The organism is Gracilimonas sp. (genome assembly GCF_014762685.1).
Classification (GTDB): domain Bacteria; phylum Bacteroidota; class Rhodothermia; order Balneolales; family Balneolaceae; genus Gracilimonas.
This window is the reverse complement of record NZ_JABURM010000006.1, coordinates 881,490-894,500: the sequence shown is the minus strand read 5'-3', so window position 1 is coordinate 894,500 and position 13,011 is coordinate 881,490. Positions and strand designations below refer to the sequence as shown.

At 40.6% G+C, this 13,011-nt stretch carries 14 protein-coding genes; 4 read left to right on the top strand and 10 right to left on the bottom strand.

Annotated features, from left to right (window positions below):
* Positions 1-12: 12 nt before the first annotated feature.
* From HUJ22_RS13560 to HUJ22_RS13525, 8 genes are all read right to left on the bottom strand, one after another.
* Positions 13-507, bottom strand: coding sequence for a thioredoxin fold domain-containing protein (locus HUJ22_RS13560; protein WP_290878239.1), 495 nt, complete (start codon positions 505-507; stop codon positions 13-15).
* A gap of 80 nt (positions 508-587) precedes the next feature.
* Positions 588-1,715, bottom strand: a complete 1,128-nt coding sequence (locus HUJ22_RS13555) for an aminotransferase class I/II-fold pyridoxal phosphate-dependent enzyme (protein ID WP_290878238.1) — start codon at positions 1,713-1,715, stop codon at positions 588-590.
* Between the two features lie 153 nt (positions 1,716-1,868).
* Positions 1,869-2,267 (bottom strand): ArsI/CadI family heavy metal resistance metalloenzyme, encoded by a 399-nt coding sequence (locus HUJ22_RS13550; RefSeq protein ID WP_290878237.1) that lies wholly within the window; start codon positions 2,265-2,267, stop codon positions 1,869-1,871.
* A 99-nt stretch (positions 2,268-2,366) separates the two neighbouring features.
* Positions 2,367-2,969, bottom strand: coding sequence for an RNA polymerase sigma factor SigZ (gene sigZ / locus HUJ22_RS13545; protein ID WP_290878236.1), 603 nt, complete (start codon positions 2,967-2,969; stop codon positions 2,367-2,369).
* 10 nt (positions 2,970-2,979) lie between these two features.
* Positions 2,980-4,212, bottom strand: coding sequence for a M48 family metallopeptidase (locus HUJ22_RS13540; protein ID WP_290878235.1), 1,233 nt, complete (start codon positions 4,210-4,212; stop codon positions 2,980-2,982).
* A gap of 53 nt (positions 4,213-4,265) precedes the next feature.
* Positions 4,266-4,583 (bottom strand): ribonuclease E inhibitor RraB, encoded by a 318-nt coding sequence (locus HUJ22_RS13535; RefSeq protein ID WP_290878234.1) that lies wholly within the window; start codon positions 4,581-4,583, stop codon positions 4,266-4,268.
* 18 nt (positions 4,584-4,601) lie between these two features.
* Positions 4,602-5,102 carry a DinB family protein gene (locus HUJ22_RS13530; RefSeq protein ID WP_290878233.1) on the bottom strand — a complete coding sequence of 167 codons (501 nt, stop codon included), beginning with the start codon at positions 5,100-5,102 and terminating at the stop codon, positions 4,602-4,604.
* A gap of 106 nt (positions 5,103-5,208) precedes the next feature.
* On the bottom strand, positions 5,209-5,694 hold the full coding sequence (locus tag HUJ22_RS13525; protein ID WP_290878232.1) for an MgtC/SapB family protein: 486 nt from the start codon (positions 5,692-5,694) through the stop codon (positions 5,209-5,211).
* 220 nt (positions 5,695-5,914) lie between these two features.
* On the opposite strand from HUJ22_RS13525, the gene HUJ22_RS13520 reads away from it, so the two are divergent.
* Both HUJ22_RS13520 and HUJ22_RS13515 read left to right on the top strand, forming a co-directional pair.
* Positions 5,915-6,856: a VOC family protein gene (locus tag HUJ22_RS13520; RefSeq protein WP_290878231.1), complete on the top strand. Its 942-nt coding sequence runs from the start codon at positions 5,915-5,917 to the stop codon at positions 6,854-6,856.
* A gap of 92 nt (positions 6,857-6,948) precedes the next feature.
* Positions 6,949-7,617 carry a dienelactone hydrolase family protein gene (locus HUJ22_RS13515; RefSeq protein ID WP_290878230.1) on the top strand — a complete coding sequence of 223 codons (669 nt, stop codon included), beginning with the start codon at positions 6,949-6,951 and terminating at the stop codon, positions 7,615-7,617.
* A gap of 27 nt (positions 7,618-7,644) precedes the next feature.
* Here the strand turns inward: HUJ22_RS13515 and HUJ22_RS13510 are convergent, their stop codons facing one another.
* Positions 7,645-9,495: a TIGR03545 family protein gene (locus tag HUJ22_RS13510; protein ID WP_290878229.1), complete on the bottom strand. Its 1,851-nt coding sequence runs from the start codon at positions 9,493-9,495 to the stop codon at positions 7,645-7,647.
* A gap of 4 nt (positions 9,496-9,499) precedes the next feature.
* On the bottom strand, positions 9,500-10,024 hold the full coding sequence (locus HUJ22_RS13505) for a TIGR03546 family protein (protein WP_290878228.1): 525 nt from the start codon (positions 10,022-10,024) through the stop codon (positions 9,500-9,502).
* Positions 10,025-10,204: 180 nt separating this feature from the next.
* Between HUJ22_RS13505 and HUJ22_RS13500 the strand changes: the two genes are divergently transcribed.
* Positions 10,205-11,497, top strand: a complete 1,293-nt coding sequence (locus HUJ22_RS13500; protein WP_290878227.1) for a choice-of-anchor B family protein — start codon at positions 10,205-10,207, stop codon at positions 11,495-11,497.
* A 217-nt stretch (positions 11,498-11,714) separates the two neighbouring features.
* The gene (locus HUJ22_RS13495) at positions 11,715-12,941 is read left to right on the top strand and encodes a pyridoxal phosphate-dependent aminotransferase family protein (protein ID WP_290878226.1); all 1,227 of its coding nucleotides are present in this window, start codon (positions 11,715-11,717) and stop codon (positions 12,939-12,941) included.
* The last annotated feature ends 70 nt before the right edge of the window (positions 12,942-13,011 follow it).

Below are 13,011 nucleotides of genomic sequence, written 5' to 3'. Positions count from 1 at the left end.
AAGGATTACCGTTTACTTTTCAATAAACTCTTCGAAGCTTTGATCCAGATATGCATCCTTTCCCACAAACTTCAGTATTTGACTGTACATATCTTCGGGTATAAACCCGGGTTGTCCGGCAATAATTTCGCCTTCTGAGTCGATAAAAATAAAAGTTGGCGTACCTGTAATCCTCATACCGCGACTGAATTCCATTTCTGTCATTTCTTTTCCACGAAATGTAAGCTTCCTGTCTGATTCAATATCAATCCAAACTATATAGAAATGCTGGTTCGTTAGGTCCTGAACTGATTTTTGGCTGAATACTTCTTTTTCCATTTTCTTGCAGTATGTGCACCATCTTGCATTGGCATAAACCAATACTTTTTTATCATTTTCAGCAGCCAACTTTTGGGCCTCGCCAAGCTCGTGCCATTCAAACATATCCGGGCGATCCTGAGATTGAGCAAATGCAGCAACAGCAATCGTAAAAAATAACAGGGTAAAAATTGCTTTTCTAAATATCATCTAATAAGTATCTTTTAAAAATAAATTTATGGTTAATAATAAAGTAAACGTGAAATCACTCTTATTGTTTTTTCCTGACATTAAGATAGGGCTAATTCCAAATCCTTGATGATATCATCAGCATGTTCCAGACCCACACTCAGGCGAATTAAATTATCAGGAGTAGGAGAGCTTTCTCCCTCCGATGATTTCCGGTGCTCCCAAATGCTTTCAATTCCGCCTAAACTGGTCGCTGCTTTTATCATTTCAGAAGCAGCTACAATTTTGATAGCCGTATCTGCTCCACCTTCTACCAAAAATGAAATCATTCCACCGAAATCATCCATTTGTGCTTTGGCAATTTTATGTCCCGGATGTGACTCCAATCCCGGATAATAGACGACTTTAACTTTAGGATGCTTACTTAAAAAAGAAGCAACTTTACGAGCGTTTTCATTATGAGCTCGCATTCGGTAAGGAAAGGAGCGAATACTTCTGCTGAGTAACCAGCTGTCCTGAGGTGAAGAAACCGCACCCTGTACCACCTGTACAGTTCGTATTTTTTCGAATAGCTCCTTATTTCCTTTTGTAATTACAGCCCCGCCCAGAATATCACTGTGTCCTCCCAGATATTTTGTCGTGGAGTGTACTACTACATCAGCACCTAATTCAAGCGGGCGCATATTGTAGGGTGTTGGCCAGGTATTATCTACCGCAACAATGGCCCCTTTTGATTTAGCTAGCTTACTTACTTCAACCACGTCGGTAATCATGAGTCGTGGATTTGAAGGGGTCTCTATCCAAATAAATTTGGTGTTTTCTTTTAAGGATGATTGAACAACATCAAGGTCTGTCATATCGATGAAGTCAACATCAAGATTCCATCGCTCGGCAAATTCCCAAACCAGCTTCCTTGTTCCAAAATACACATCATCCGGGACCAACACATGCGCGCCGGATTCTATCGCCTGGAATACCGAAGAAATCGCTGCCATTCCGGATGAAAAAGCTGCACAGTGTTCGCCGCTTTCCAATTCTTTTATCACGTTTTCAAGCTGATCACGGTTTGGATTTGAAAGCCGGGTATATTTCCGGTCCCCTTCCTTATGTACCCCTTTACGGTGTTCGTAAATGGTAGACATCTCAATGCCCGGAACAATAGTATCATTCTCTCCCATATGCTCCCTCATGCTCCCGTGAATTGCGATGGTCTCTATGTTTTTCTTCATGGTAAAAATTGTTTGTCGTTTTAACTGAAAATAAACAAATTTTACCTTACTCTTCTCCAATTGTTACAACAAGCTGTAATTACTCTTAACCACTGTAGCTAAAATAAAAGCCCGGTTTTTGACCGGGCTTTTATTTTTCACCTTATAATTCAATTAGCAACAAGCAGCTTCTTGTTCGGTATAAGATTTACTTTCACCGTATGTATAAAATGCTTCCCACTCTACACCTTGCGGATCGCTGATCCAAGATTTATCTGATTTGGCATAGCAGCAAATAGTATCGCCTTCATCTCGGGTAACGCCCTTAGAAGCACGACCAATATTCAGCCGGATCTCTTCCAGTTCGGTTTCTGACTCTGCTTGTATTCCCAAATGTTCAATCCCCTTTTCACCGGGACGTTCGGCAATCGAGAAATTCACCTTTGGATCTTCAATCAGCCATTTGGCATAATCATCTTTTTGGGTAGTGGGTTCAGTTCCGAATAAGGCACTGTAGAATTTAATAGATTCGTTCAGGTCATTTACTTTGAGCATTACATGTAAACGTTTCATAGGGTCTCCTTTTTAGAGTGATTGTTAATTGATGTTCACCCATGTAGTCGGAGCAAAGCCAAAAAAGACGCAAAATTTTTTTCAGGATTGATCTATTGGTTATTCACAAGATTCACAGCTGTCCTTTTTGACCTTTCGGTAAGCCACGGCACGGCCTTCTCTTCCAAATTCTATCTCGCAACATGCGGCCAGAATTTCACCAAGTTTTTCCCGTCCCCGCTGCACTCTTGATTTAGCTCCCGATAATGATAATTCAAATTCATCAGCAATCTCTTGTTGTGATTTTCCCTCCACGTCAGCCATTTTGAGCGGAATTCTGTATTTTTCAGGGAGATCATCAATCATAGGAATCAGCCATGAAAGCACCTCTTCGTGTACATCATGTTCTCCTTCATAGTTTCTTAGCTGAATATCTTCTGCTTCTTTCGTTTCATCTGTTGCCGCTTCACCCTTAAGATTTTCTCTTTTTTTCTTACTCCGGTAATGATCAGCTAAAGCTCGCCTTGCAATCCCAAATACCCAGGACTGTACACGATCTTCATGCTTCAGATTGGCTATACCTTGATGTATTCTCGTAAAAATATCCTGCAGGATATCCTCGGCTTCATCATCGGTGGCAACTTTAGCACGGATAAAATTCCGGACATGATCGCTGAACTCTTTCCAGATTTTCTCGGTGTGGGTTGGCGAAGAAGTATTCATTATCAACAAATTAGTTTTTTCGTATTGCCCTTATCCGCTCCAATACCGGAGGATGAGAATAGTTTAAAAATACATAAAACCAATGCGGAGTCAGATTCGATAAATTATCTTTGGAGAGTTTCTTTAATGTCGAAATCATATCCTCCGGCTCGCCGGTTGTTTCAGCAGCAAAATGATCAGCTTCAAATTCATGCTTACGAGAAATGATCTGCATGAATACCGACAAAATCATATCAATAGGGGCATACAGCATTCCAAAGAAAATAAGCCCGGCATATACCGACATTTGCTCCATATAGAATGCTTCAAATAATCCTTCTGCATGGAGAAAAACAGAGAGCAGAAAAAACATTACCCCGGTTTGCACAATACTGGTTAACATGCCTTTGATAATATGCTTCTTTTTGTAGTGGCCAATTTCATGGGCCAACACCGCTACCAATTCATCATTGGTATGATTTTCAATCAGCGTATCATACAAAGCCACTCTTTTATTTTTTCCAAATCCTGTAAAAAAAGCATTCGATTTGCTGGAACGTTTGGAGCCGTCAATTACAAACAAACCCTGAAGCGGAAAGTCTACCTTCTCGGTATAGTTTTCAATGGCCGTTCGCAATTCACCTTCTTCGAGAGGTGTGAATTTGTTAAAAAGGGGCATAATCCATGTTGGTGCTACGTACTGCATGATAAGTGTAAACGCCGTCACAACTCCCCAGGCATACAGCCAGGCTAAATCTCCCGCATACATGAAAAACCAGAGGATTCCGGCCAGCAAAGGAGTTCCGATGGCAAGACCCAATCCCAATCCCTTCACCATATCCAATACAAAAGTTTTGGGCGTGGTTTTATTGAAACCAAAGCGTTCTTCAATTACAAAAGTAGAATAAATACTGAATGGAAGTGTAATAATGGTCTTGGCCAATAATAAAATCCCGATGTAAATCAGTCCGGTCACCAACTCGCCGTAGCCCCAGGCCCGAACTATTTGATCCAGCCAGTTGAATCCACCGGAAAACCAGAATCCCAAGACAAGAACTAAATCAAATCCACCGGTGAGAAATCCAAATTTTGTTCGAACCTTGGTGTATTCCTGGGATTTGGCATAAGTGTCCTCATCATAAACTCCTTCAAATTCATCCGGCAATTCTTTGGTGAGGGATTTGAGGTTGAGGTAGTTGGAAGTGAGGTCGAGAATAAAGTCGATGGCAATAGTTACCAGGATGATGATGGCGTAGATGTTCATGCGTCTATTTTGTGAATGGCATTATTTTGCAATCAAAGGTACAAAGATTGGAATCAAATTGGAGCACCCCATCCATCATATTCTCCTCCTTCCTCTTCAGCAATTTTCTCAAACCAAAGGCTTATTTCATATATTCTTTCAGTACTTACTTGCATTTTCTTATTTGCGGTTAATGACCATTTTTCATTCGGATTGAAGTAATTAACATTTGTATTAAACCCAAGATTTATCAATTTCACTTCAACTTGGGTTGCAGCATATTCAGTTGGAAAGTAAAAGAAAAAATCGACCGGACGCTCTTTTTCAATATCACCGCCGAACCGAATAATATTTTCTACTACTTTTGCATCTATTTTTTTTGGCCTTGACATAATTTATAAGTGTTCTCTCTATTCTCCTATCATTTCTTCATACAACCGTTTCAACACCTGTATTTGCCCAATGTGATAGGTATCATGAGCAGCAATCCCGGTTATTAATTGTGCATAGGTCCATCCTTTCTTTGTTGGGCATGGTTCATCCAGCTTTTCAGCAGGAAATTTTTTGATTTCCCGGATCAGTTTTTCATGTGTTTTCTGAAGTAGCATTTTATCTGTTTTCCAGTCTTTCTCAGAAGGAGTTTCCGGGATTTCGGGAAAGTTGGCGGGACTTCGTTCAAAACCTTTAGGATAGTCGGGGTTCAATTTCCGAATGATCACATATTTCCAGTAAGCCATATGTAACACTAAATCCCATATAGAATTTCTTTCCGGAGTGACCCTCCAGGCAGCTTGTTCTGTCTCAACTCCCCTGAGACACCCCATCAGGGTAGGTCCGCCATGCCATGGGGTAAATCCTTTGGGAGGGTCAATAAGGTCCAATACATCCCTTATCCGCTTATCTTCTTTCATAGCAAAAAATGATGTTAATGTATTTTTCCCAAGAAAGAAGCTTTCTCAATTTGATTCAAGTATTTTCTGAATACCAGTTCGGAAACTTACTCCCGAACTTCACATCCTATTGGTTGTAAGGATTTTCATAGCTTGAAATTTGGTAGATATATCTATTTAGTTTTGTAAACAGAAAATTAATTATCACCAGTATTAGTGTAGCTCCGGTTCCCAGCAAATACTGCTTCAAAGCAATGCTGATTCCGATTCCTGCCGCCATTAAAATGGTGGCAGAAGTGGTAAGATATCGAACCATGGTTTTGGAAGTACTTTTCAGTATAGTTCCTGCACCAATAAAACTAACCCCCACAATAACTGCGTGAAGCATCCTGATTGGGTCCACACCATAACTTTCGCTGGCTGCTAATTGACCAAAATCCGTAACTACTACTCGACCCAGAGAAACCAATAAAGCAGCCGATCCTGCTATAATCATATTGGTCCTCAACCCCGCCGGTTTTTGTTTCCATTCTCGCTCGAGCCCTAAAATACCTCCTAAAGCAAGGGCTATACTTACATCCAGTAATATGTATGACTGTGCTATTAAGTCCATAATTCTAACTATTTAAGGTTGCTAAATATTTACTTCATAATGATTAAAAAATAATCCGCTCTTTATGTTCCTTTATTATTAATGGTTTTCAATTGAGTAGATTTATCAATGATGATATACCCTCTATACTGATAATAGAAAGAACAAATTAGTTTAATGTTAAACTATTGAATGAATTTCTGTATCTTTTGGTTAAAGAAGTGAATCAAAAAATTGAACTATGACACATCACAAAGGAATACATCACATAACAGCTTTGGCTGGAGATGCTCAACGTAATGCCGAATTTTATACTCAAATTCTGGGGATGAGACTGGTTAAAAAGTCTGTCAATCAGGATGATCCCGGAACCTACCATCTGTTTTATGGAAATCAGTCTGGAGAGCCGGGATCCAGCCTCACTTTTTTCCCCTGGCCCAATGCTGTGAAAGGAGAGGCCGGAGTAGGTGAAGTAGTAAACGTGGGGTTGCAAGTTCCCGAAAGTTCGAAAGATTACTGGGAGGTGCGCCTGAGTGAAAATGATATCCAATATGAGGTAACAGAAGTATTTGGGCGAAAAGCTTTACGGTTTAAAGATCCGGATGGTTTAGAACTGGACATTGTTTTTGAAGGTGAAGCCAAACCGAAAGTAGAGAACGTAAATTATATTGTCCCGGCCGAGCATACCATACAAGGATTTTGGGGAGCCCGAATGCTGCTGACAGAGAAGCAACATACCGGAATGCTGCTTGGTGATCTTTTTGATTTTGAAGAAGCCGCCGCAGAAGGCAATCAAACTCTCTATCAAACCGAAGCACCCATTGGCCGAAATATCATTATTGAAATATCGGACAAACCTGAATATGGCAAAAACGGAAGGGGTATTGTACATCACATCGCCTACCGTGCCGAAAACGAAGAAGAGCTGGAACAGCTTCGGCAAAAGGTTGGGAAAAAAGGATTACAACCTACACAAATTATAGACCGCCATTGGTTCAATTCCGTTTATTACCGTATTCCCGCAGGTGTTCTATTTGAAATGGCTTCGGATGATCCCGGATACACGGTTGATGAAGAATTCGAAGAGCTGGGTGAACATTTGATTTTACCGCCCTGGCTGGAATCTAAAAGAGATCAAATCGAACAGATTCTGCCGGAAATTAAGGTAGCTACTAAAGCCTAAAATCTAATTTAATTTTGACCACGTAGGGACACAAAATCTTGTGTCCCTACGTTTTTAAAATGACAAAATTTAATTCTACACAAATTATTTCCATGAGCTTATTCCGAGTACAAAAAAACACCAATTTCAAAGGCCCGCATCAACCCACACAAATTGCGGAAGGGGGCGTTCCGGCATCAGAGGGTGATGCAGCCATGATCATGATCCACGGGCGAGGTGCAACCGCACCAAGCATCATTCAGCTTGCCAATGAATTTGAGACTGGCAAGAAACTCACCTTAAGGGCTCCACAAGCCAGTGGCAATACATGGTACCCCTATTCATTTATGGCTCCTTCTGAGCAAAATCAGCCCGGACTTTCTTCAGGCCTGCAGAAGATCTACGACATCGTTCAAGACCTGAAATCTGGTGGATTTTCTGAAGGGCAGATCTACTTTTTAGGGTTTTCACAGGGTGCTTGTTTAGCCTCTGAGTATGTTGCAAGGCATCCTGCAAAGTATGGCGGATTAATTGCTTTGAGTGGTGGAATGATTGGAAATGGCCCGGAAGTTCATTCGGAAGAATATGAAGGGGACCTCAAAGAAACTCCAATCTTCATGGGCTGCAGCGATGCAGATCCTCATATTCCAAAAGAACGGGTAAACAAATCTGAAGAAGTCTTTACCAAGCTAAATGCAAATGTTACCAAAAAACTATATCCCGGCATGGGCCATCTTGTGAACGAAGACGAGATTAAGCATATTCAGGAAATGCTGAATTGACAATCATTCAACATTTACATTAGTGATTTATCTGTAATCAATGCCGATGCGGTTTTTAATTTTATCTTTCAGAGCCTGTTCCAGTTCTTTCTTTTTGGCTTCAAGTTCTTCTCTTTTTTGTTCAACCTGTTCAATTTGTTCATTCACTTTTGCTTGCAGCTCTCCATAACGCTGACGGATTTCTGCCTCTTTCCCGGCTTTAAAGTCGGCCAGTTGTTCTTTTTTACCCTCTACCTGTTTTTGAACTTCAGCTTCAATTTTACGCTTCGCGTTTTCTACTTCCTGACTTACTGTTTGCCGAAGTGCATTCATGAACAAATCATCCAGATTAGAGCGCACTCGAACCCTCAACGGGCCTTCTAAATTATCAATCAGTGCTGCCACTTCAATATTGTCTGTGCTCGCAATAGCATCACGAATCAGAGATTCCAACCGATTTTCAGGCTGGCCGACCGCGGCAAAATCGAAACTAATTCCATTCACCAGATAATCTATACGGCTGTCAAATCGCTTACCGATGATATTCATCTCCACATTTACATCTCCTTTCCCTGATTTTAACTCGTACGGCAACAAATCAGATCCCGATAACCGTGCTTTAGAAAGCGTAAAACCAGCGTAGTTAAACGTAAAACTTTCCAGAGGGGTTTCTTCCAAATAATTAAATTCTCCATCCAAGCTTAACGAAACCTGATTTTCATTTTCTCCCTGTATCTCAAAAAGTATGGGAAAGCCCGCTTTCTCCTGATTACTGCTAATATTCGTCACATTACCGGAAATGCCAATATCCGATTTTGTCCTGCCTGACAATTCAATATTCTTAAACCAAAATCCCGGCAAGTCGTATTTGTCGGAGAATTCATAATCCACCCCCTCATACCGCGGTATTTCATCCTCATCTTCTTCACCGATCAGTCTGCTGCCATATTCCCGGGCAATTGCTACGTATTCAAGGTAAGCTGCATAATCGCCTAACAAGTTCTGCCCAAATAGTGCTTTCCCAATATTTTGAGCGCTCAAATTGGGAAGTTTTGCCATGCTCAAAGCACGTTGATAATCATCCTGAATCCAATTATCCACCTGGCCTAAATTATACCGTACACCTCCGTAATCCTGATCAAAATCACTTTTTAGATTATCAGTTCTTGTCTTCAAAGAATCTACTTGCTTGCGAAGCTTCTTCACTCTTTCAATGGCTTCTACAGCTTTTTTGGGATCTTTAATTTCCTTTACGTTGATTGACTCTACGGTATTTTGAATAATTGCTACCTCTGATTCAATAGAAGTATTGTTGAAAGTGCTGTCCCACTTGGAGTAGGTTGTCTGTATTCCATTTCGCAATGAATCAATTTTTCCCACCGACTGAATATTTACTTTTGCCATCAGGCTGTCCACATTCAGGTCATCCCGGGCATCAGTAAATCTAACCTCAGCATTTTTCTGAGCTTCATTGGTTACCTGCTTCACAACAGAATTCAAAAATCCTGGCTCTACGGGATCACCGGCCTCATCTACCGGCATTTCAAAATAGCCATCTGTTTCGCGTTCTGTAGCTAGCTGAAATCCGGTCAATTTCACATTTTCTACAATTACCTTATTCTTCAATATTAATGGCCAAAATTGCATTTTAAATTCCGTTTCACCGGTTTCAAAAGTATTCTCCATGGTATTATTGCGATTAGTAACCTGAAGCCGATCCCATTTCATATGCAGGTTGAAAAAGCTAAAATTAAAGCCATCAATTTCTACTTTAGCTTCATTTAAAACACTCCCCTCATATTCTATCTTGTTTTCAACCCATTCATCAGTAATGAATAAAGTGACCACAAACCCCATTCCTATTAATATTAAAACCGTTATAATTCCTCCAATTCTCATGACCTTATCCCCTCACTCTGCTTACTGTCTGATAAATGGAATAAAACCTTGTGGATTTAAAAGCTTGCACCAATTTCCACTTTTGTATTCTGGCATGTATATGTTTTCGATACTGAACCACACCGTACTTTAATAACGGAAATGCAGGGATACACAATACCAAGGCAGTTACAAAACTCCCTATAACCACCGTATTATAAAACTTTGTCAGTGCCCACCACTCATTATTATACATATTTGTCCATGTTTGCTGCATGCTTTCCAATTCAAGCAGCCAAATTCCGAAATTGTGAAAAAGAGGATCTGCTAAAAAGGCTACACCGCTAAACACCAGGAATGCAAGCAAAGCCATCCCGATATTTACTTTTAAAATCAGAATCAAAGTTATTATAAACAGATTATGAAACGAGAAAAAGGGAGTAAGTCCAATAATCATCCCCAAAATAATGCCCCCTGCAATTTGGGATGGAGAAGCTTCCGAGGCCAGCGCCTTTACCAGCTTGGCAAAATATCGCATAATCAAGAACATATATATCCTTGTTTTTTGTTAGTTAGGTAATAAATTTACTTTAAATTGAAGTTAAAAGCTTCTCTAGCCTATAAAACTATATTATAAATTTGTTTCTGATACCAGCCACAAGTTTTATTTATGTTTTAGAACATTCATCAATTATATTTCGATCATTAAAAGAAAATTTATTTTTAAAGGATGTCTTCTTCAAAATTACCGATAGTAACATTCATAGTCTTTGTCCTTGCATTTACACTTTCTTGTGGATTATCTGATTCGAATAATGGACATGAATCTGATGCTCCCTTCCCCTGTAAAAAAGGAACATCCAAAGACTTTACCTGTGAGAACGTTGACCTTTTTGCCCACCTTTCTATTGAAGAATTAAGTGGAAATACCGGTGAAGTTTCCCTTAATGACATCTGGGGTTGGACTGACCCCCAAACCGAAAAAGAATACGCCTTGGTTGGCATGACTAACGGTGTTTCGTTTGTGGATATTTCTGAACCGGAAAACCCGGTTATACTTGGGGTTCTAAAGGAGACTTTGAACCCTTCATCATCCGCAAAAAAATTCAAGGCCCTCCATGATGAAGAAGGAAAGGGAGAATCAGCCTGGAGAGATATTAAAACATTTAATAATCATGCATTTATCGTTAGCGATAATCAGCCGCACGGACTTCAGGTATTTAGCTTGGCCAAACTCAGAAATGTAGAATCACCTCCCGTGAGTTTTGAAGAAGATGCTCACTATTCAGAGTTCGATAATGCACATAATATAGCAATCAATGAAGCCACCGGGTTTGCTTATGTAGTAGGGTCAAACACCTTTGGGGGTGGCTTACATATTATTGACATTACTACTCCAACCGAACCGGTATTTGCAGGATTTCACGCCGATTCTACTGTTGGGAGAAATGGAGGCGGATATGTCCATGATACCCAATGTGTAATATACAGCGGACCGGATTTGGATTATCAAGGAGATGAGGTTTGCTTTAATTCAAGTGAAACCCACCTGGAAATTGTTAATGTCAGTGATAAAAACAATACTATACAAATATCAGCAACTGATTACGAAGGCAGGACCTATGCACATCAGGGTTGGCTGACAGAAGATCACCGCTTTTTTCTTCTCGGTGATGAATTAGACCAGGGCAATACCACCACTTATATTTGGAATGTTGAAGACTTAGATAATCCAATCATGTCGGGGACTCGTGTGGGCAATAGTTTGTCCATTGATCACAATCAATATGTAAAGCAAAACCACCTGTATCAATCTAATTATACCTCCGGCTTGCAAATTTTTAGCCTCAGTAATATTGAACAAAACTCTCTTGAACAAGTCGGGTTTTTTGATACATTTCCACTGGACGATAACCGGAAATTCGATGGAAGCTGGAGTAATTATCCCTTTTTTGACAGTGGTTTAGTGATTGTAAGTGATATGAGTAACGGCTTATTTATTGTACGTCCGAACCTCCAGTAGCTGTTTTAATTTTTACGGTAAAGCAACTCTAACCTATCAAATTCAATATTATCAAAAAGGTAAAATTAACGATATTAGCCCGACAATAAGTATCGTTCAACCAAGCTCATAACTTTTGAGATGAGGCTATATTTGTGTACCTTAAGCACGTTTTTAAGAGGGCTCTATCGCCCTGCCTAATCTCAATTATGTAAGCGATAATCACAGCGCAAATTTTATGGATTTATTCGATAAGCTTGAAGGCCGACCAAGTCCCCTTGGCCCATTCACATCTGAAGGATACGGATACTACACTTTTCCAAAATTAGAAGGTCCTTTAGGCCCGGAAATGAAGTTCAACGGTAAAGATATGGTCGTATGGAGCATCAACGACTACCTTGGTGTTGGCAGCAATCCGGAAATCAAAAAAGTAGATACTGCCGCAACTGAAAAATATAGCCTCAGCGCTCCCATGGGTGCGCGGCTAATGACCGGTAATTCTACTGAGCACGAAAAACTGGAAGAAGAACTGGCTGAATTTGTCCATAAGGAATCTGCCCAGCTTCTTAACTACGGATACCAGGGAATTATGAGTACCATTCATGCCTTGGTTGACCGTAACGACTTCCTGATTTACGATGAGCTGAGTCACGCTTGCATTGTAGATGGAAAGCAACTTTCCATGGCCGATAAATCTGTTTTCAAGCATAATGATATTGAAAGCTTCAAAAAACAGCTTTATCGTGCAGATAAGAAGCGCAAAGAAAATTCCTCCATCCTGGTAGTAACCGAAGGAGTTTTCGGAATGACCGGTGATTTGGGGATTCTCAAAGAAATTATTGAACTGAAAAAAGAAGTTCCGTTTCGACTGTTGGTAGATGATGCCCACGGTTTTGGCACTATGGCCGATGATGGCTCGGGCGCCGGAACGCATCTTGGCGTTCAGGATGGAATTGATATTTATTTCGGCACTTTTGCCAAAGCGGTAGCTCTTATCGGCGCTTTTGTAGCATCCGAACCAAGAGTCATTGAGTTTTTAAAGGCTAACTCCAGAAGTCAGGTTTTTGCTAAGTCACTGCCGCTTCCTATGGTCGTAACAGCCCGCGAACGTTTAAAAATGATTCGTCAGCATCCTGAATGGAGAGAGAAACTTTGGAGTAACACCTTGAAACTGCGTGAAGGCCTCCGTGAAATCGGATATACCGTATTACCTTCTGAAAGTCCGGTTACCCCTGTTCTTACACAAGGAAGCACCGATCTTTGCCAAGACATTATGCGCAAGTTGCGTGAGGAACACGGTGTATTCGTGAGTGGAGTAGCCTACCCGGTTGTACCAAAAGGAACGGTACTGATTCGCCTCATTCCAACCGCAGCCCACACCGATGCACACATCGAACAAACCCTAAAAGCATTTGCTGCCATTAAGGAGTTTGTATTTGAAGCTGCCTCCAAATTGAGTGCGTAACCAAATACGCACCTTTAGAATATTCAGCCCGTTTGAGCTTAATCAAGCGGGCTTTTTTATTGTCCCAAAA

What these genes read in the sequence shown, in the direction of transcription:
- HUJ22_RS13500 (WP_290878227.1), top strand. Translation starts at nt 10,205, where the DNA reads ATGTCTTCTTCAAAATTACCGATAGTAACATTCATAGTCTTTGTCCTT.
- HUJ22_RS13520 (WP_290878231.1), top strand. Translation starts at nt 5,915, where the DNA reads ATGACACATCACAAAGGAATACATCACATAACAGCTTTGGCTGGAGAT.
- HUJ22_RS13505 (WP_290878228.1), bottom strand. Translation starts at nt 10,024, where the DNA reads ATGTTCTTGATTATGCGATATTTTGCCAAGCTGGTAAAGGCGCTGGCC.
- HUJ22_RS13495 (WP_290878226.1), top strand. Translation starts at nt 11,715, where the DNA reads ATGGATTTATTCGATAAGCTTGAAGGCCGACCAAGTCCCCTTGGCCCA.
- HUJ22_RS13510 (WP_290878229.1), bottom strand. Translation starts at nt 9,495, where the DNA reads ATGAGAATTGGAGGAATTATAACGGTTTTAATATTAATAGGAATGGGG.
- HUJ22_RS13535 (WP_290878234.1), bottom strand. Translation starts at nt 4,583, where the DNA reads ATGTCAAGGCCAAAAAAAATAGATGCAAAAGTAGTAGAAAATATTATT.
- HUJ22_RS13530 (WP_290878233.1), bottom strand. Translation starts at nt 5,102, where the DNA reads ATGAAAGAAGATAAGCGGATAAGGGATGTATTGGACCTTATTGACCCT.
- HUJ22_RS13550 (WP_290878237.1), bottom strand. Translation starts at nt 2,267, where the DNA reads ATGAAACGTTTACATGTAATGCTCAAAGTAAATGACCTGAACGAATCT.
- HUJ22_RS13540 (WP_290878235.1), bottom strand. Translation starts at nt 4,212, where the DNA reads ATGAACATCTACGCCATCATCATCCTGGTAACTATTGCCATCGACTTT.
- HUJ22_RS13525 (WP_290878232.1), bottom strand. Translation starts at nt 5,694, where the DNA reads ATGGACTTAATAGCACAGTCATACATATTACTGGATGTAAGTATAGCC.
- HUJ22_RS13555 (WP_290878238.1), bottom strand. Translation starts at nt 1,715, where the DNA reads ATGAAGAAAAACATAGAGACCATCGCAATTCACGGGAGCATGAGGGAG.
- HUJ22_RS13560 (WP_290878239.1), bottom strand. Translation starts at nt 507, where the DNA reads ATGATATTTAGAAAAGCAATTTTTACCCTGTTATTTTTTACGATTGCT.
- sigZ (WP_290878236.1), bottom strand. Translation starts at nt 2,969, where the DNA reads ATGAATACTTCTTCGCCAACCCACACCGAGAAAATCTGGAAAGAGTTC.
- HUJ22_RS13515 (WP_290878230.1), top strand. Translation starts at nt 6,949, where the DNA reads ATGAGCTTATTCCGAGTACAAAAAAACACCAATTTCAAAGGCCCGCAT.